This is a genomic window from Paenibacillus sp. GP183 (assembly GCF_900104695.1).
Classification (GTDB): Bacteria; Bacillota; Bacilli; order Paenibacillales; family NBRC-103111; genus Paenibacillus_AI.
This window is the reverse complement of the sequence record NZ_FNSW01000001.1, coordinates 1,111,299-1,128,310: the sequence shown is the minus strand read 5'-3', so window position 1 is coordinate 1,128,310 and position 17,012 is coordinate 1,111,299. Positions and strand designations below refer to the sequence as shown.

At 48.2% G+C, this 17,012-nt stretch carries 15 protein-coding genes and 1 pseudogene; 12 read left to right on the top strand and 4 right to left on the bottom strand.

From position 1 onward, the window contains the following. Positions 1 to 5: 5 nt before the first annotated feature. The gene (locus BLV33_RS05550) at positions 6 to 881 is read right to left on the bottom strand and encodes a sigma-70 family RNA polymerase sigma factor (protein ID WP_090789041.1); all 876 of its coding nucleotides are present in this window, start codon (positions 879 to 881) and stop codon (positions 6 to 8) included. A 232-nt stretch (positions 882 to 1,113) separates the two neighbouring features. Between BLV33_RS05550 and BLV33_RS05545 the strand changes: the two genes are divergently transcribed. The 5 genes from BLV33_RS05545 to BLV33_RS05520 all read left to right on the top strand — a co-directional run bounded on the left by BLV33_RS05545 (position 1,114) and on the right by BLV33_RS05520 (position 6,958). Continuing rightward, positions 1,114 to 1,536 (top strand): VOC family protein, encoded by a 423-nt coding sequence (locus BLV33_RS05545; RefSeq protein WP_090789039.1) that lies wholly within the window; start codon positions 1,114 to 1,116, stop codon positions 1,534 to 1,536. Positions 1,537 to 1,605: 69 nt separating this feature from the next. Continuing rightward, entirely contained in the window at positions 1,606 to 1,974 is a 369-nt protein-coding gene (locus BLV33_RS05540; RefSeq protein WP_090789038.1) for a DoxX family protein, read from the top strand. A 464-nt stretch (positions 1,975 to 2,438) separates the two neighbouring features. Further along, positions 2,439 to 4,016, top strand: coding sequence for a phytoene desaturase family protein (locus BLV33_RS05535; protein WP_090789036.1), 1,578 nt, complete (start codon positions 2,439 to 2,441; stop codon positions 4,014 to 4,016). Positions 4,017 to 5,037: 1,021 nt separating this feature from the next. Continuing rightward, positions 5,038 to 5,529, top strand: coding sequence for a GNAT family N-acetyltransferase (locus BLV33_RS05525; RefSeq protein WP_171909024.1), 492 nt, complete (start codon positions 5,038 to 5,040; stop codon positions 5,527 to 5,529). 142 nt (positions 5,530 to 5,671) lie between these two features. Next, on the top strand, positions 5,672 to 6,958 hold the full coding sequence (locus BLV33_RS05520; RefSeq protein WP_090789030.1) for an IS110 family RNA-guided transposase: 1,287 nt from the start codon (positions 5,672 to 5,674) through the stop codon (positions 6,956 to 6,958). Positions 6,959 to 7,509: 551 nt separating this feature from the next. On the opposite strand, the gene BLV33_RS05515 is transcribed toward BLV33_RS05520, so the two are convergent. The 3 genes and pseudogenes from BLV33_RS05515 to BLV33_RS05505 all read right to left on the bottom strand — a co-directional run bounded on the left by BLV33_RS05515 (position 7,510) and on the right by BLV33_RS05505 (position 9,028). After that, positions 7,510 to 7,695 carry a hypothetical protein gene (locus BLV33_RS05515; RefSeq protein ID WP_090789028.1) on the bottom strand — a complete coding sequence of 62 codons (186 nt, stop codon included), beginning with the start codon at positions 7,693 to 7,695 and terminating at the stop codon, positions 7,510 to 7,512. Between the two features lie 161 nt (positions 7,696 to 7,856). Then, positions 7,857 to 8,008, bottom strand: a pseudogene (locus BLV33_RS29875) (asparagine synthase). 231 nt (positions 8,009 to 8,239) lie between these two features. Then, entirely contained in the window at positions 8,240 to 9,028 is a 789-nt protein-coding gene (locus BLV33_RS05505; protein WP_090789026.1) for a hypothetical protein, read from the bottom strand. 536 nt (positions 9,029 to 9,564) lie between these two features. Here BLV33_RS05505 and BLV33_RS05500 point away from each other — a divergent pair. From BLV33_RS05500 to BLV33_RS05470, 7 genes are all read left to right on the top strand, one after another. Beyond that, complete coding sequence (locus BLV33_RS05500; protein ID WP_090789024.1) at positions 9,565 to 10,026, top strand: VanZ family protein; 462 nt, start codon at positions 9,565 to 9,567, stop codon at positions 10,024 to 10,026. 130 nt (positions 10,027 to 10,156) lie between these two features. Continuing rightward, on the top strand, positions 10,157 to 11,140 hold the full coding sequence (locus tag BLV33_RS05495; protein ID WP_090789022.1) for an aldo/keto reductase: 984 nt from the start codon (positions 10,157 to 10,159) through the stop codon (positions 11,138 to 11,140). 130 nt (positions 11,141 to 11,270) lie between these two features. Then, on the top strand, positions 11,271 to 11,822 hold the full coding sequence (locus BLV33_RS05490) for a DNA-3-methyladenine glycosylase (RefSeq protein WP_090789019.1): 552 nt from the start codon (positions 11,271 to 11,273) through the stop codon (positions 11,820 to 11,822). 121 nt (positions 11,823 to 11,943) lie between these two features. Then, the gene (locus BLV33_RS05485) at positions 11,944 to 13,503 is read left to right on the top strand and encodes an ABC-F family ATP-binding cassette domain-containing protein (protein WP_090789017.1); all 1,560 of its coding nucleotides are present in this window, start codon (positions 11,944 to 11,946) and stop codon (positions 13,501 to 13,503) included. 38 nt (positions 13,504 to 13,541) lie between these two features. Further along, positions 13,542 to 13,832 carry a Dabb family protein gene (locus BLV33_RS05480; protein ID WP_090789015.1) on the top strand — a complete coding sequence of 97 codons (291 nt, stop codon included), beginning with the start codon at positions 13,542 to 13,544 and terminating at the stop codon, positions 13,830 to 13,832. 107 nt (positions 13,833 to 13,939) lie between these two features. Further along, complete coding sequence (locus BLV33_RS05475; protein ID WP_171909023.1) at positions 13,940 to 14,983, top strand: M42 family metallopeptidase; 1,044 nt, start codon at positions 13,940 to 13,942, stop codon at positions 14,981 to 14,983. 63 nt (positions 14,984 to 15,046) lie between these two features. Next, positions 15,047 to 16,996 carry an ABC-F family ATP-binding cassette domain-containing protein gene (locus tag BLV33_RS05470; RefSeq protein ID WP_090789013.1) on the top strand — a complete coding sequence of 650 codons (1,950 nt, stop codon included), beginning with the start codon at positions 15,047 to 15,049 and terminating at the stop codon, positions 16,994 to 16,996. Positions 16,997 to 17,012 lie beyond the last annotated feature (16 nt).

Here is a 17,012-nt window from a genome sequence, read left to right as displayed (position 1 = left end):
ACCCATCAATCTTTCATTTCTGCTAAGTCGAGCTGGCGAATCCGCTCTTGATCGGCAATCATGTCGATCTCGGTGATCTTGCCATCCACAATCTTGAGTTCGAGTACGAAAAGCATTTGACCGCGAGGAGCAACGACCACGCCAACAGATCCATTCACGAGCACCGGCCGTGCACCCTGGGCACGACCAGCGAAGCCCTTGGCCACAGCTTCCGCACCGTGAACAACTGGCCATGCTGCGACCGGTGGAAATGCAGGGTCTTGTCGGAGCACAACATCGGGATCTAATACCGCAAGAAGCTTCTCAAAGTCTCCAGAACGCGACGCAGCTAGGAAAGCATCTACAAGCTCCCGTTTTCGCTTGAACTCCTCCGATTCAGCAGTTGCTTTCGCCCCCTGAACCCGACGGCGTGCACGGCTCGCAAGCTGTCTGGCTGCAGCCTCGTTACGCCCTATAATCGGGGCGATCTCCGAGAACGACAAGGCAAAAATATCGTGCAATACGAATGCAATGCGTTCGGAGGGATTCAAATTTCCAAGGACCATCAGCATCGCAAGACCGACAGAGTCGGCCAACAATGTTTCATGCTCGGGATCGCTTCCGTCCAGACCGCTATTCACCGGTTCAGGTACACTCATCAGCGTAAGCTCCTCACGCCGCGATTTGCGAGTTCGCAGCATATCCAGACAAACCCTCGAGACTATCGTTGTCAGCCATCCCCCCATATTCTCGACCTCGCTAGTATCGGTGCGGCTAAGACGTATCCATGACTCCTGTACGGCATCATCCGCTTCGCTTAAAGATCCGAGCATCCGGTAAGCCACCGTTTGCAAGTGATTCCGATGCGCCTCGAATTGTTCGGCAAGCCAATTATGATCCATATATCACATTCCTTCCTTCGGTTCCTTTTACTTATATGTCGTACGAAACACAACAAACGTGACAGTGGAGATGTACGAGACCTGCATTTTACTCATCCTAAAAATTTTTTCACCCGTATCCGTCACGTTTCCTCGCTGACTTACGACATAGTTAGTGACAAGGGAAACCGGATCATACGAAGAATACCGAAGGTGTCCCGGAAAGAACATATAAACTAAGGAGTTGATTATTGTGTCTACGAGTTTGATCCCTTTTCTTGAAATGAACAGAAGTGCCCAGGAAGCAATAGATTTTTACGTGAAGGCACTGGATGCCAAGGTCGCCTATATGCTGCGATTTGGAGACATGCCGGAAGATCCGGAGGCTCCACTGCCTCTGGAAAAGGAGGACTGGGTTAATTATGCCATCTTGAAAATCGGCGATTCGGAACTACAGATTACCGATCATGTTACTGGAAGCACCTACGAGAAGGGAACGCAAATCACCATCGTGGTTCAAACCAACGACAAAGATAAGGCTCTCCAATATTTTGATGCATTAAAGGAAGGCGGTCAAGTGAACGATCCCCTGCAGGCAAATTTCTTCAGCCCCGCATACGGCAATGTTACGGATAAATTCGGCATCACGTTCCGTATCCTCACAAAAGGTCGTTAGTAATCAATATAGGTTTGAAGAATGGTAATAGGAAATTTATGTTACTTAAAATAAAGGGAGGAAATCCAAATGACTGTATTTTCCATTGTTCTTCAAAGTTTGCTGGTCTTATACTATGCCTTTTCAGGGGGCGCTAAGATCGCAGGGGCCAAATACTGGGCTGATATTTTTAAGAATCTTGGTCTGCCGCAGTGGTTTCGTGTCGTCACAGGTGTCGTCCAGTTAATCGGAGCAGCATTGCTCATCATCGGCTACTGGTATGTAGGGGCGGTCGCATGGGCTGGCATTTGGCTTGGAATCACGATGTTATTGGCGTGTCTCGCGCATTTCAGAGTCAAAGATCCAATCAGCAAAACGGCACCGGCCATCGTTTTTACTGTGTTAATCATCGTTCTAACCATAATTAATGCAGATGGTTTGATCCTTCCAATTTCTTAGAAAGCATCATCTCAATTGTTATCAGCGACTGTTATGTCGGTGGATGGGCCAAAGCACGTTGTCGGCCAAATATTTTGTTGAGTAACGGAGAACGATAATGAAATTGACAGACTGCCGCGGCAGTCTGGGTTGAGTCGGAAATAGAATCATATGAATAGCCGTATCCTTAGACAAATAACACAACGTAACCGCATTGCACAAACGATTACGATAACACCATGTCACAAGCTGCCGACACTATGCCGGCAGCTTGTTGAACTAACGGGTACGATAGTTGGATTACGTCTTGTACCTGGTGTTTAAAGGAGGTCTGAAGATGCTTCTTGGTAGCGGGTCCGTGGGGGCGATGGCGTTGGGAGTCAGACCGGAAGCAAGAACCTGGCGTTCAAAATTTTTTTTTGTAATCAGACATAAACCAATCGAATATCTTTCTACGGATACCTCATCATATAAGGAGAGATACGATGGAAACTTTCGATATAGTGATTATCGGTAGCGGGCACAATGCCTTGATAACCGCTGCCTACTTAACGCGCGCGGGTCGCAGCGTACTTGTCTTGGAGAAAAACGATCGCCCGGGCGGCTTCGTACGCACCGAGGAACTCACGCTCCCGGGATTCAAACATGATGTGTATGCGGCCGCTCATCCGCTCTTTACGACGGGACCGGCTTATGCCGAGCTGCGGGAGGCCTTGGAAGCTCGCGGGCTGCGCTATGTGAATACGGACCTGCCGACCGGCGTTTCTATGGAAGATGGGCGCACGGCCGTACTACCCCGCTCCTTTGAGGACCTCATCGCTGAGGCGGAACGTTTGGCTCCTGGAGACGGCACTGCTTTGGCAAGCATCTTTGAACAGTTAAATCCTTATGTCAACGATGTGTTCGGCCTGTTTGCCATGGATCTTTCCAGCCTGGAAGCCGCCCCCATCCTCAAGCGCTTACTTCACGAAGAGGGTCGCACCGGCTATTCGTCGTTTGCGGGGTCGTTGTTTACGACTGCTCGTCATGCGGTAAACTCCCTCCAGTCTCCTGTGATGCGGGGTATGTTAGCCTCTTGGGTCACCCATCTTGGCCGCACACCGGATGAAGTCGGAAGCGGAATTTGGGTCCCGCTCACCGTGATGGCACTTATGAGCGGCGGGATGCCGATTCCGGTAGGCGGAAGTGAAAAACTGGTTCAGGCATTGGCACAATTGGTGATGGATCAGGGAGGAGAGATTCTCACGCACTCGCAGGTCGAGCGCATCTTAGTGGAGAACGGTCGTGCTGTTGGCGTCCGTACAGCAATGGGTAAAAAATACCTTGCCAAGCAGGCAGTCGTGGCCTCGACCACACCGGATCAATTGTATCTCACGCTGCTCGCCGATAGCGACATCTCCCCGACGCTGCGTGCCCAAGCAAAACAGTATCGATACGGACGCGGCTGCGTGCAGATCCATCTGGCACTCAACGAGCCGCCACGCTGGCCGGATGCACGCTTTAACCGAGTCGGTCAGCCTCACCTGACAGATGGGCTGGACGGATTTACTTTGGCGATTGCACAGGGGATGGTCGATTTGCTACCGTCGAAGCCGACCTTTACCGTCGACTGTTCGACTAACCTCGATCCCACTCGTGCGCCCGCAGGCAAGGCGATCATGCGCATCCAAGTGCTTGAAGTGCCAACCCGTCCGCGCGGGGATGCTGCCGGCCAGATCGATGTGGGGGATGGCATTTGGACGCATGATCTCACGGAGCGTTTTACAGAACGCGTGCTGAATGTTGTGAGCAAACATATTCCGAACATTCCAAGCGCGGTGATCGGAAAACATGTCGTAACACCGAACTCAATCGCCCGATTCAATCCGAACGCGGGACCGGGGGATCCCTACGGCGGCGCGCACGATCTGGCACAAAGCTACCTGTTCAGCCCGCTACCGGGACAACCAGGCCATCAGTCGGCGGTTCCGAATGTGTATATACTCGGCGCCGCGACCTGGCCAGGTCATGGGGTGAATGGAGGGTCGGGCTATATTGTAGCTCAACAACTCTTGTCGCAATAGAGTACCGCTCTCACGTAATGGTGAGAGCGTTTTTTGTTTGTGAGTCGCTTAAATTGTTCTTCCGTGCGGAGCGAGAAACAATCCTCCTTCGGCCTAGGATTTCAATTCATTTCTAAAGAAAATTATTGAGGGACGGTTACATACTGGAAGAGCTTACTTTGTGGCAGTTCCTTTTATTGAAGTAACGGGCAGTAGAGTATTGTATTTTCCTAGTAAAAGGAAACTTTTGTCGGTTTGCTCAGTCTTATATAATAAAGGGGGTGGGGATTATCACACTACTCAAGGACAGTGAGGATGCCGACAAGATCAGATTGGTACATAGTGAGATTTGGACAAAACTCCAAGACCAGGATGATTTATACGCAAAACTTTTCTTTGTCTAACCAATGCAACAATAAGAAAGAGGAGTTTCATGAGAAAATTTATATTCGTCGCGTTTTTAAGCTTGTTTTGGTTGAGTGCTTGTTCATCTCAACAAAAGAATACTTCCGTAATCGAAGCTATTAAGTCCGAAGGAATCAATATCACTCAATTTGATTCCCCAAGGAAGCTCAACTCAATGACATTAAACCCCTTAGTTATAAACTCGATAACAATGAAATCATTAGGGTCTATGACTTTGGTTCGAAAGAAAAGCGAGAACTTGGAAATAATCTTTTTAATGAACATCAACAGCTTCTTAGTTCCTATTCACCATTCGTTTATCAGCCAAGCAATTATTTAGTTCTTTATTATAGCAATGCGGCAACTTCAAAGTTGACCGAAACGAAGTATGGAGAAAAAATACAAAAAGCAATAAATAGTATAGAATAGCATAACTTTTCAAGTAGCCCGATGGCTATCTATTTCTATGGAGTTTAACACAGCCTTCTCAGCTAACGGAGAACTATAGTGGAGGAGCTTGCATCTTGGCAGCTCCTCCTTTTGCCTATTCAAGTAAAGGGCAGTTATCTTGAATAACGATGATTAATAAATTGTGTTAAAATGGATGAAAACCCCTTTTTGTAGAGGCGGGATATTTGTGAATCTGTTGGATAATAATTTGCGATTACGTCCCATAATTATGCCTGAAGATGTTGCGATTGCTATTCCATGGTACCTAGACCCCGAAGTCCTTTATTATTCTGAAGGTGGGGAATCATCCACAAAGTATGATTCTGATAGGGTCCAGGCAATGTATAATTACTTATTGAACAAGGCTGAGGTATACATCATCGAGGTTGATACAAAGAACGGATGGCTCCCCATTGGTGATGTTTCCCTTTTTCATGAATCAGGCGTTCCGATCGTTATAGGAAATCCTGAGTACCGTTCAAAAGGAATAGGGAAACGCGTTATCCAATTGATTATTAATCGTGCCAAGGAACTGGGACGGAAGAATATCAGCACAAACGGAATCTACACTTTTAATGAACGCTCATGTCGACTTTTTGAAAGCCTTGGCTTCACTATGGTTGAACGTTTCATTGATGATGATGGAAATGAATGTTACAGGTTCAATTTGGTTCTATAAACGGGACTTTGTTGGTTTGATTATTGAGCTAAACATTCCTGTAAGGTCTAAGAAATGGCCTTTGTCAAAAAAGGAGCACCTCGGTATGATGGGTTTGTAGACGGGTTTGTAACCCAACACCATCAAAGGAGGCGCTCATATTATGAAGTTTAAGCAAATCAACGGACAAAATCAACGGATTGAACGAATTTCCCCGACTCAGCTCGTTGTAGGCATCGACATGGCAAAGGAAATTCATGTAGCAGAGGCCACTAACTTTCGAGGCATTGTTCTTGCCAAGCGACATCTCACGTTCAAAAACGCAATTGAAGGCTATGAAAAATTACAACGTTGGATGGATGAATTACAACAAAAGCACCGACTGAAGACCGTCATCATCGGTATGGAACCCACCGGACACTATTGGTGGAACTTGGCGAATTGGCTTGCAAATAAAGGCCTTAACGTCGTCATGGTGAACCCTGCCACCACCAAACGAAACAAGGAGAACCGCGATAACAGTCCATCCAAGAGTGATCCCAAGGACGCGCTTGTCATCGCAGACGTCGTCTGTCGAGGATACTACTACGATTACACTCGACAGGCAAACGTGTTCCAAAGGTTGCGTACGGTTATGAGTGATCGGGAATTTTGGGTGACTCATAGCGTCCGATTGCAGAATCGGATCATCCGTTGGTTGGACATTCGGTTTCCCGAATACACGTCGGTTTTCAAGGATTGGACCTGCCCACGATCCTTGGCTACGCTCAAAGAATTCCCTTCTCCGCTAGATCTAAAATCTCGATCCGTATCGGAGGTGATCACCGGTTGGAGAGAGCATATGCAGCGAGCGGGTGGTTCAACCGGAATGGAAAAAGCAGCGCAACTCATCGCTCAAGCGAAGAAGAGTGTCGGAGACACGACAGCTCTGAGTGAAGCGAAGCAGGATTTAGAACGGTTATTGGAAGAGTATGAGCGTATTGTTGAAACACTAGAGAAGATGGAACAGGAACTGTTGGCACTTCTCGGTGAAATTCCTATGGCCAAGCAACTACGGTCGGTCAAAGGCCTCGGCACGATCTTCATCGCGGCCATTCTCTCCGGTGCAGGCGACCTCAAACAGTATGCCCATGGACGTCAGTTATTGCGTAAAGCGGGCTTAAATCTGGCCGAAAGCATGTCTGGCAAGCGCAAGGGGCAGATCGTGCTTTCCAAACGGGGAGATGCGAAGCTGCGAAAATATATGTATCTGGCTACGATCACCCTCGTGGGAACGAATCCCGTCTTTCGACAGATGCATGAAAACAATGTTCAAGTCAAGAAAATGAAGAAACAACAGTCGATATTTAAACTGCTTGGAAAACTGGCTCGGATACTGATCGGCATCGTCCAACGAGGAGAAACGTTTTCTCCCGAAAAAGCGAGTGCCGTTTTTACAGACGCTGCATAAGAAATCTGAAAGCCACGTAGATTGACTCATTCGCAGGATTTCAAACAAAGAAAGCACGGAGAACCAAGTTCGTATCCGATAAGGGCACAGACCCATCCGCTAAACGCTATCGGTCTCCACACCTTGGACAAGTATGACGATGGAATGTAAGGGCCTAGACCCGTTGAGCCATGGGATGGTGAACTTCCAGGGAAATGGTGGAGGAAGCGTGCAGTAGAAAAAAAGGCTTTGGGGAAATGCTCCAGCCATTTCTTCTATTCCCGCATGCCCAAAAATGTAACGGCGGGCTCTCACCAGCTTACTTCCCTAACGATCACTGTATCCAAAGGTGATGAAATCCTGCGAATGAGTGAGCATACGTGAGAAAACCCCTTAAAACCGAGGGACGGGTACAATAGCTTAATAAAATTACCACAACAGGCTACCGCAGATTATTCTCGGTAGCCTATCTTTTATTGCCTGATGTAGAGTTGCCTTCGTTACGCCGGTCGCTTCCGTTATTTCCTGAAAATGAATCATTAAACATTGTGTTAGGTTCGAGGAAAAGGAGTTTACTCCCCCTTTTCCTGATCCTTGATCAAATCGTCTTGATCACTACCCCACATATAGTCGATCCCAGACTCATTCATAGCTTCGGCACTATCTGTGTCAGCATTTTCATAGATCCCATTTTGAAATTCATCTGCGGAATCGACTTCAGCATTCACAGGAGTTGTACGCTTATCTTTTTCAGCCACAAGAATCCTCCTTTCTATACGAAAGTAGGGTTTCCATGGGCAAAAAAAAATATCCAATGATCATCAAATGCACGACAAGGACGAGGTAGTGTACGAATACATTTGAAAATTGAAGAACAAGGAGGGAGGAAAGAAATACCTCCTAGTTTATCTCACCAAACTTATCGATGCTCAACCAAATCAATTGCTCCAAGAACAACATGAGCAATACCAAGCCGATGACACCAATACCAATGAGTTTATACTTGCTTTTCAGCAATGAAGCACCTGAAGCAGAAACCACAGTTCCAAGAACATGATTAAAACGATATATCTAAATGATAAAATTAAACATGTTTTGGAATCTCAACAAAAATGTTTATTATGGGCTAACGGAGAACGATAGCTCATTAGCGTGACAATCTCTTTGAACATTACCAAGACAAATTGCATTTGTAAAAAAAAGAAAGAAAAATGGATAGAGAATCAGATGCTTTCTGATGACTCTATCCATTTATTACGCTTATAAAAAGTAACATTTTATCCAACGCTTAATTATTATAGGTTAATTGGCGCCGACGACCTTGAAGTCCTTGCTGACGAAGATGTGGTGCGGCCAGTTGACGCCGACGTTGTGAACCTCATACTCGCCGTTGGTCAGCTGCACAACACGGTCAACGACGCCGCCCGGGTAGGCGGCCAGCGCAGCTTCCGTCGCCTTATTCGCTGCCGTTCCGCTGACGATCGTCCCCGACCCCTCAACGTAGTTTGCAGGGATCTGCCCGACCTGCTTTGACGTGGTCGGTTGACCGGGCTGGAAGGGGATCACACTTGCCCCCGAGGAAGTCGTAGATCGTCCACCGCCATTCGGTTGCACGATGACCTGCGTAGCCGTGATGGTCGTTCCGCTGGTCGATTTGCTGCTTCCACTCGTCGTAGGCGAAAGACTGGCGCTGGTCGTCCCAAGTACGAGGACTCGTTCGCCCGTTTTTACGGCATTCGTCGAGGTCGAACTCGTTTTGTGGCCGTGTTTTGGCGCTTTTCGTTCGCTTCCTTCGCCAGTGCGGGTTTTGTGTGACTTCTTGTACGTCGTGGAGGACGCCACGTTGACGGTCACCTTAACACCCGCTGATGTCGTCATTGTGAAGCCCGACGTGGACACACTGTCGATCGTGCCGGATGCTCCACCTGAGGCCGGTCCAGACCGAGCGTTGGATGCCTGGCCGCCGGATCCCAGTGACGCATTAGCTTGAGTCATAGGATTAATGTCGGCTGCAAAAGCTGATGATATAGAAGCAAGCGACATTACCGTTACTAAAGATACTCCACATACTACTTTCTTAATCTTGTTCATATTTTTCACTCCTCAGTGTATTTTGCTTCTTACATCGCTTATTATGGCATTCAAAAATTAAATGGTTGTTGGAAAACAATTTGATTTCTATTTTATTTTGATTTGATTTTTATTTGAAAGGATAGGTTAAAAAACAATTGAAAAAATCGGAAATGTCGGGTTAATAAAGGAGCTCGTTAGCACTGGAGGACAATGAGGACGACGACGATTTGGGGGACGGGCATACAAGCGTGCCGCAGCCGGTGCTGGCGATCAAGGAGAGCCCTAAGAGGACAGAGAGCCACTTTTGAAGACGCATCGAGCGCACTTCACTTCCTGAACGTTGTGTGTTTAGGATGTGCAGCTTTTGCGCATTATCCCTGGCATCGGCTTCTATTGCGACACTTCTTCCTGATGAATATGCTGATGTATTTGACCGAGCGGTTGTGGCCTATCACATTTCGAATTTTTTAGCCACATTTCAGCTTATTATCAGGTGATATTCAGCTACCAGTACTAAACTTAAGTCACTCCAATTATTCAAGAGGGTGACAATTATGAAAATGACATTTCGACTGCTCTTTATGTTTTTTTGGGCGATCATTCTCGGTATCCTGACATGCAGTATTAATCTCGAAGCTCTTCTGAGTACTCATACAATGCAATTTATCTTTAACTCACATCCAGATTATTCGGATTTCTTTGCATTTGATTTGACCCAAATACACCCAAAATGGGTTCTCGTTAAATTCGGTCACTTCGCAGGTTTCGGGGTCATGGATATCCTTTTCTTAAATGTATTTAGGAAGCATAAATATGCTTTACTTATGACATTCCTTTTTGCAGCTGCAACAGAAATTTTACAGCTTTATTTTAATCGTGACGGACGTCTATATCGTCTATATGATGTCATTATTGACTCACTGGGAGCGATACTCTCTTATTACATGGCCCAAATCGTTCTTCACTTGAAAAGTAAAGTTGCATGGAAAGAATCTAAAGTTAATATCACCCAGTAATAAACAACATTATTTTGAGTTCCATTCTTGCAAATTTGCATTGCCTTCAATTCCTAACCTATAATTAACGTGAGGTTAAGTTACATTTGTTGGTTTCCTGTTATCTCTTAAAATTCAAGGAGGATGGACCATGCAAAAAAGAAAACTGGGTAAAGAACTCGAAGTGTCGGCACTTGGATTAGGCTGTATGGGCATGTCGGACTTCTATAGCGGAAGAGATGAAGATGAATCCATTCGCACTATTCACCGTGCGCTTGAATTAGGTGTTAATTTTCTGGATACGGCGGACATGTATGGCGTCGGCAAAAATGAAGAGCTGGTCGGTCGCGCTATCAAAGGGCGGCGTCACGAAGTCGTATTGGCCACCAAGTTTGGCAATGTAAGAGGGGAAGACGGTGCATTTCTCGGAGTGAATGGCCGTCCGGAATATGTAAAATCAGCCTGTGAAGCGAGCCTTCGCCGTCTGGGTGTTGATCACATTGATCTCTATTACCAGCATCGTGTTGACGCCAATACTCCCATTGAAGAAACTGTTGGCGCCATGGCTGATCTTGTTCGCGAAGGAAAGGTTCGTTATCTGGGCTTATCCGAGGCCGCTGCTGCTAGCATTCGCAAAGCCCATGCGGTCCATCCGATCGCTGCCTTACAAACGGAATATTCCCTTTGGAGCCGTGATGTCGAGGATGAAATTCTGCCGACGGTTCGGGAGTTGGGGATCGGCTTTGTTCCATACAGCCCTCTGGGAAGAGGCTTTTTAACGGGACAATTTCAAAAGTTCGAGGATCTGGCCGAAGACGATTATCGCCGCTTTTCCCCGCGTTTCCAAGGTGAGAACTTTCAAAAAAATCTGGATCTGGTTAAGCGAATTGAAGAAATCGCCAGGGAAAAAGGCTGCGAGCCGTCTCAATTGGCGCTTGCCTGGTTATTGGCTCAAGGCGAGGATCTCGTACCGATCCCAGGAACAAAAAGAAGAAAGTACCTCGAAGAGAATGTTCTTGCGCTGCAAGTTGAACTGACTAAAGCAGACTTGGCTCGGATTAATGAGGTCGCACCTGTAGGTGCAGCATCCGGTCTCCGTTATCCTGAAGCTTCCATGAAGTCCGTTAATTTATAAGTTAAACTCGGAAGACCGTCTATCGTTTCAATGCGATTTAGACGGTCTTTCGCTTGTCAATAGAATACGATAAAATCATTGTATAATGAATGGTGCATTTTACTATTGGTTTCAATGATAGGGTGAACTTATGGATAAAAACTTCTTGGAACAAGACACCGTCCAGGCGGCGGAAAAGCTGATCGGATGCCATCTCATCAGAGAGACGCCGCATGGAACAATCCGAATTCAAATTACAGAAACAGAAGCCTACAGAGGCAGTGACGATCCGGCCAGCCATGCCTATCGAGGGGTTACGCCTCGCAATCAATTGATGTTCTCTGATGTAGGGCGTCTATATGTATATTTTATCTATGGCATGCATTATTGCATGAATATCATCGCGCACAGACCCGGTGAGGTTGGAGCTGTGCTGCTTCGTGCCGGGAAACCATTGGAAGGCATCGAGCTTATACGCGGAAATCGGCTTGGCGCAACTGATCGTAATTTGATGAATGGTCCAGGCAAGCTGGCCCAAGCGTTAAATGTGGATTTGAGCATGAACGGCTACGATTTGCTGCAGCCATCAGACCGAAAGCTGTATCTTGAAATGAACCGTACCTATAAAACCATTGAAAAAACGGCAAGAATCGGCATTTCCAAGGGGACTGAAGCACTCTGGCGATTTGTGCAAATCGAGTAAATTTCCCCATTTTATCGCCTATTTCTCAATTTTCTATTTCCTCCGCCTGTGCAGTAATGGTATAATAAGAAGTCGCCGCAAGGCGTTTATCTTTTAATAGACGGGAGTTCGTGTTGAAGCTATGAGTTTGTTGACGGTTGAGGATTTAAGCCACAGCTTTGGGGATCGATTGTTATTCAAAAATGTATCATTCCGCCTGCTGGATGGGGATCGTGTAGGTTTGGTTGGAGCTAATGGGGTGGGCAAATCCACCATGATGAATATATTGACAGGACAGCTTTTGAAGGATTCAGGTAAAGTTGAATGGACCCCGCGGGTGAATTACGGATATTTGGATCAGCATACGAAGCTGACACCGGGGAAAACGATCCGCCATATTTTGCAGGATGCTTTTCTGCCGCTTTACGAGCAGGAGAAGGACATGATGGCGATCACGGACAAGATGGGTGACGCTACACCGGAAGAGCTGGAAGTTCTGCTGGAGCAAATGGGCGAAATTCAAGACCGTTTGGAAAACAGCGGCTTTTATCTGCTGGATGTCAAGGTTGAGGAAATGGCCCAAGGACTTGGCTTAAGCGCCATCGGCCTGGATCGGGATGTAGCTTCCCTAAGTGGCGGACAGCGGACCAAGGTACTGCTCGCCAAGCTGCTTCTGGAAAAACCGACCGTGCTGCTGCTCGATGAGCCTACCAACTATTTGGACGTAGAGCACATTGAATGGCTGAAAAATTACCTGAAAGACTATCCCTATGCGTTTCTGCTCATTTCCCATGATACGGATTTTATGAATGAAGTAGTCAACGTTATTTATCATTTGGAATTTACCAAGCTAACCCGCTACACGGCGAATTATGAGAAATTCCTCGCCATGGCGGAAATGAATAAAGCTCAGCATCTGGATGCGTATGAAAAGCAGAAGGATTTTATCAAGCAGCAGGAAGACTTCATTCAACGCAACAAGGCGCGCGCTTCCACATCTGGTCGGGCGAAGAGCCGTGAAAAGCAGCTGGATCGCATTGAAAGAATTGATCGGCCGGAGACCGCGCTCAAGCCGACCTTCGTGTTTAAGGAAGCAAGAGCCAGCGGTAAAGTTGTGTTTGAAGCGGAGAATATGGAGATCGGCTACAGCTCCGCACTCTTGCCCAAGATGAATGTGACCATCGAACGCGGTGATAAAATTGCAATTGTGGGATGTAACGGAGTAGGTAAATCGACTCTCCTGAAGACGATCATCGGCAAAATCGAACCGTACAGCGGTAAGTCCTTCCGAGGGGATTACTTATTTCCAGCTTACTTCGAGCAGGAGGTTAAGGCTGGTAATATAACACCGATTGATGATGTATGGAATGAATTTTCCCATATGACTCAGAATGAAGTTAGAGGCGCGTTGGCACGCTGCGGTCTTAAGAATGACCATATCACTCGTCCTCTGAACAAGCTCAGCGGTGGCGAGCAGGCGAAAGTTCGCTTGTGTAAGCTGCTCATGAGAGAAAGCAACTGGATTTTATTCGATGAGCCGACGAACCATCTGGACGTTGCTGCCAAAGAAGAACTCCAGCGCGCTCTTATAGAATACAAAGGAACTGTTCTCCTGGTATGCCATGAACCTGAATTTTATGAAGGCTGGGTAACCAAGGTTTGGGATGTTGAGGAATGGTCCAATCAGACCGTGAGACAATAAAGCAAGGATCATTTCGATTATAAATAGGAGGATTATTCATGATAACACACGTTGTTTTATTCAAACTTAAAGATCGCAGCCCGGAAGCCATTGAAGCTACCATGCAGGTACTTAATAACATGAAGGGGAAAATAGACGTCCTTCTGGATATGGAAGTAGGCAAGGATGTTTTACATCTGGAGCGCTCTTACGATATTGCTTTGATCGCGAAGTTTAACAAACTCGAAGACATCCAGATCTATGACGTGCATCCTCTGCACGAAGAAGTCAAATCCCATATGAGCAGGGTGCTCGACGGTAGATCGGTAAGTGTGGACTTTGAAAGCTAGTCCGGTTTGAAAATCGAGTTGAATGCAGACAGTGTAGATTCTTATGAGAGACTGCACTGTTTTTTGCATATTTAGGTGCCATTATAAGCCGAGAGGAAGTGTCTTAATTGAAAACAAAAATCAACAAAGACTATACCCTGGAGATTCTCGACATGCTGCTCAATTCTCCGAGCCCCACAGGCTACACGCATCACATTATGAGTAAAGTGGAAGCGGAGTTTAAGAAGCTGGGGTTTGAGATAGCCTATACCAACAAAGGCTGCGGTATTGTCACGATACCGGGTGTTGATTCGGATCGCGTAATTGGGATATCCGCTCATGTCGACACTCTGGGTGCCATGGTTCGTTCAATCAAAAGCAACGGTTATTTGCGCATAACTTCATTAGGCGGATTTATGATGGGTGCAATTGAGAATGAGTACTGTCGCATACATACCCGGGATGGCAGGGTTTATGAGGGGACGATCCTCACCATACATCCTTCTACACACGTTTATGAAGATGCGAGAGAATTGAAACGCGATGAAGTGAATATGGAAATTCGTATCGACGAACTTGTCAACTCCAAAGAGGAGACAGAGGCGCTCGGTATTGGCGTTGGGGATTATGTATCCTTTGATCCACGTGTTCGAATCCTGGACAACGGCTATATCAAATCCAGACATCTGGATGACAAAGCAAGTGTAGCGGCCATATTCGGCCTGCTCGAGCTTGTGGTCAGCCAAAACCTCAGACCCAAGCATACCGTCAAGCTGTTCATCTCCACATATGAAGAAGTAGGGCATGGCTCTTCCTATATTCCCGAAGAGATTACGGATTTGATTGCCGTGGATATGGGTGCGCTTGGCGATGATTTAAGCGGCAATGAGCACAAGGTTTCGATCTGTGCCAAGGATTCGTCTGGTCCTTACGATTACCACATGACATCCAAAATGATTGAGCATGCCAAGGAGCTGAACATTGGCTATGCCGTTGACATTTACCCCAAATACGGCTCGGACGTATCTGCCGCGCTCCGCGGCGGCCATGATATTCGAGGCTGTTTGATGGGCCCGGGCGTTCACGCTTCGCATAGTATGGAACGAACGCATATCAACGCAGTTGTAAATACCGCTGCCTTGCTGGCAGCCTATATCGTTGATCCGGCTTAACGCCGCGAGCAGGCAGGCCGTTTTGGCTTGAAGCGATGTTAAAGCAAGGAGAGGAATGAAACAATGAACATACTCAGCGCTGTAGGCATAGCCAAAAGCTATGGCGAAAAGGTGCTTTTCGATGATATCTCGTTCACGCTGAACGAAAAGCAGCGCATCGGACTGATCGGCGTGAACGGTACAGGCAAGTCCACGCTGCTGAAGCTGCTCGCGGGGCTGGAGCAGGCGGATCGCGGCAAGCTCGTGCACGCGAACCACTTTCGCGTGGAATACCTGCCGCAGAACCCGGAGTTCGAAGAGAACTCCACTGTTCTTGAGCAGGTGTTCCACGGCGACACCCCGCTCATGCGGACGCTCCGCGACCATGAGCGCGCCCTTGCCGAGCTGGAGCTGGATCCCTCCAGCGAGCCCAAGCAGTCGCGGCTGTTCAGCGTCCAGCAGCGGATGAGCGACCTCGATGCCTGGGAAGCCGGCACGGTCGCCAAGACCGTGCTCACGCGGCTGGGCATCACGGACTTCGAGAAGCCCGTGGGCCAGCTGTCCGGCGGACAGCGCAAGCGCGTGGCGATGGCCCGCGTGCTGATCCAGCCCGCGGACCTGCTCATCCTCGATGAGCCCACGAACCACATTGACAACGAGACGGTCGAGTGGCTCGAGGATTTCCTCAGCAAGTGGAAGGGCGCCTTGCTGCTCGTGACCCATGACCGGTACTTCCTCGAGCGGGTGACCAACCGCATTCTCGAACTGGACCGGGGCCGGATCTACAGCTATGAAGGCAACTACGAGGCCTTCCTCGAGAAAAAAGCCGAGCGGATGGAATCCGAATCCGCCAGCGAAGACAAGCGGCAAAATCTGCTCCGCCGCGAGCTGGCCTGGCTGCGCCGCGGCGCGAAGGCGCGCACGACGAAGCAGAAGGCGCGGGTCGACCGCGCCGAGGAGCTCCGCGACCGCAAGGTCGAGGGCGCGGCCGACAAGCTGGACATGGCGCTGGCGGGCAGCCGTCTCGGCAAGAAAGTGCTCGAGCTGGGTCACGTGTCCAAAGCCTACGACGACGGGCAGCCGCTGATCCGCGACTTCAGCTACATCGTGATGCCGGGCGACCGCCTCGGCATCATCGGCCCCAACGGCAGCGGCAAATCGACGCTGCTGAATATGCTCGCCGGCCGCATCCAGCCGAGCAGCGGCACGATCGAGACCGGGCAAACCGTGAAGCTTGCCTACTATACACAAGAGAACGCCGAGATGGACGAGAGCATGCGCGTGATCGAGTACATCAAGGAAGCGGCGGAGCTGATCCGTACTGCGGATGGCGAGACGATTACAGCCGGAGCTATGCTCGAGCGATTCCTTTTTTCGCCGAATCTGCAGTGGTCTCCCATCGGCAAGCTGTCCGGAGGCGAGAGGCGCAGACTGTATCTGCTTCGCACGCTGATGGGGGAGCCCAACGTGCTGCTGCTGGATGAGCCGACGAACGATCTGGACATCCAGACGCTCTCCATTCTCGAGGATTATCTCGAGCAGTTTCCGGGTGCAGTCATTACGGTGTCGCATGATCGATACTTTTTAGATCGCACGGCCACGCATTTGTTTGCTTTTGAAGGAAATGGACGCATTGTGCCTTTTATCGGCAATTACTCGGATTACCTGGAAATCAAGAAGCAGCAGGATAATCAAGATCAGTCAGCCAAGGTTTCTGCTAAGGACTCACCGGTGACTTCCCCAGCAGCCAAACCGTCCAACGAGGAAGCAAACATTGACTCCTCAGCCAACCGCACCAAGAAGCTCACCTTCAAGGAGCAAAAGGAATGGGACGAAATCGAAGCAAGAATTGAAGCGATCGAAGCTCAAATCACTGGCCTGAAGCATGAGATTGAAACAGCTGGAAGTGACTTTGAACGGATTGAGCGATTATATAAGGAAGAGCAGCAAGCCACCGCACAATTGGAAGCAGCGATGGAGAGATGGACGCTTTTATCCGAATTAGTGGAAGAGATAGCAAGAAATAAGGTATGATGGGATGAGAGAGCAA

Excerpts from the sequence above, each read along its gene's own strand:
- BLV33_RS05495 (WP_090789022.1), top strand. The coding sequence starts at position 10,157 with ATGCAAAAAAGAAAACTGGGTAAAGAACTCGAAGTGTCGGCACTTGGA.
- BLV33_RS05535 (WP_090789036.1), top strand. The coding sequence starts at position 2,439 with ATGGAAACTTTCGATATAGTGATTATCGGTAGCGGGCACAATGCCTTG.
- BLV33_RS05550 (WP_090789041.1), bottom strand. The coding sequence starts at position 881 with ATGGATCATAATTGGCTTGCCGAACAATTCGAGGCGCATCGGAATCAC.
- BLV33_RS05520 (WP_090789030.1), top strand. The coding sequence starts at position 5,672 with ATGAAGTTTAAGCAAATCAACGGACAAAATCAACGGATTGAACGAATT.
- BLV33_RS05480 (WP_090789015.1), top strand. The coding sequence starts at position 13,542 with ATGATAACACACGTTGTTTTATTCAAACTTAAAGATCGCAGCCCGGAA.
- BLV33_RS05470 (WP_090789013.1), top strand. The coding sequence starts at position 15,047 with ATGAACATACTCAGCGCTGTAGGCATAGCCAAAAGCTATGGCGAAAAG.
- BLV33_RS05500 (WP_090789024.1), top strand. The coding sequence starts at position 9,565 with ATGAAAATGACATTTCGACTGCTCTTTATGTTTTTTTGGGCGATCATT.
- BLV33_RS05485 (WP_090789017.1), top strand. The coding sequence starts at position 11,944 with ATGAGTTTGTTGACGGTTGAGGATTTAAGCCACAGCTTTGGGGATCGA.
- BLV33_RS05540 (WP_090789038.1), top strand. The coding sequence starts at position 1,606 with ATGACTGTATTTTCCATTGTTCTTCAAAGTTTGCTGGTCTTATACTAT.
- BLV33_RS05505 (WP_090789026.1), bottom strand. The coding sequence starts at position 9,028 with ATGAACAAGATTAAGAAAGTAGTATGTGGAGTATCTTTAGTAACGGTA.
- BLV33_RS05490 (WP_090789019.1), top strand. The coding sequence starts at position 11,271 with ATGGATAAAAACTTCTTGGAACAAGACACCGTCCAGGCGGCGGAAAAG.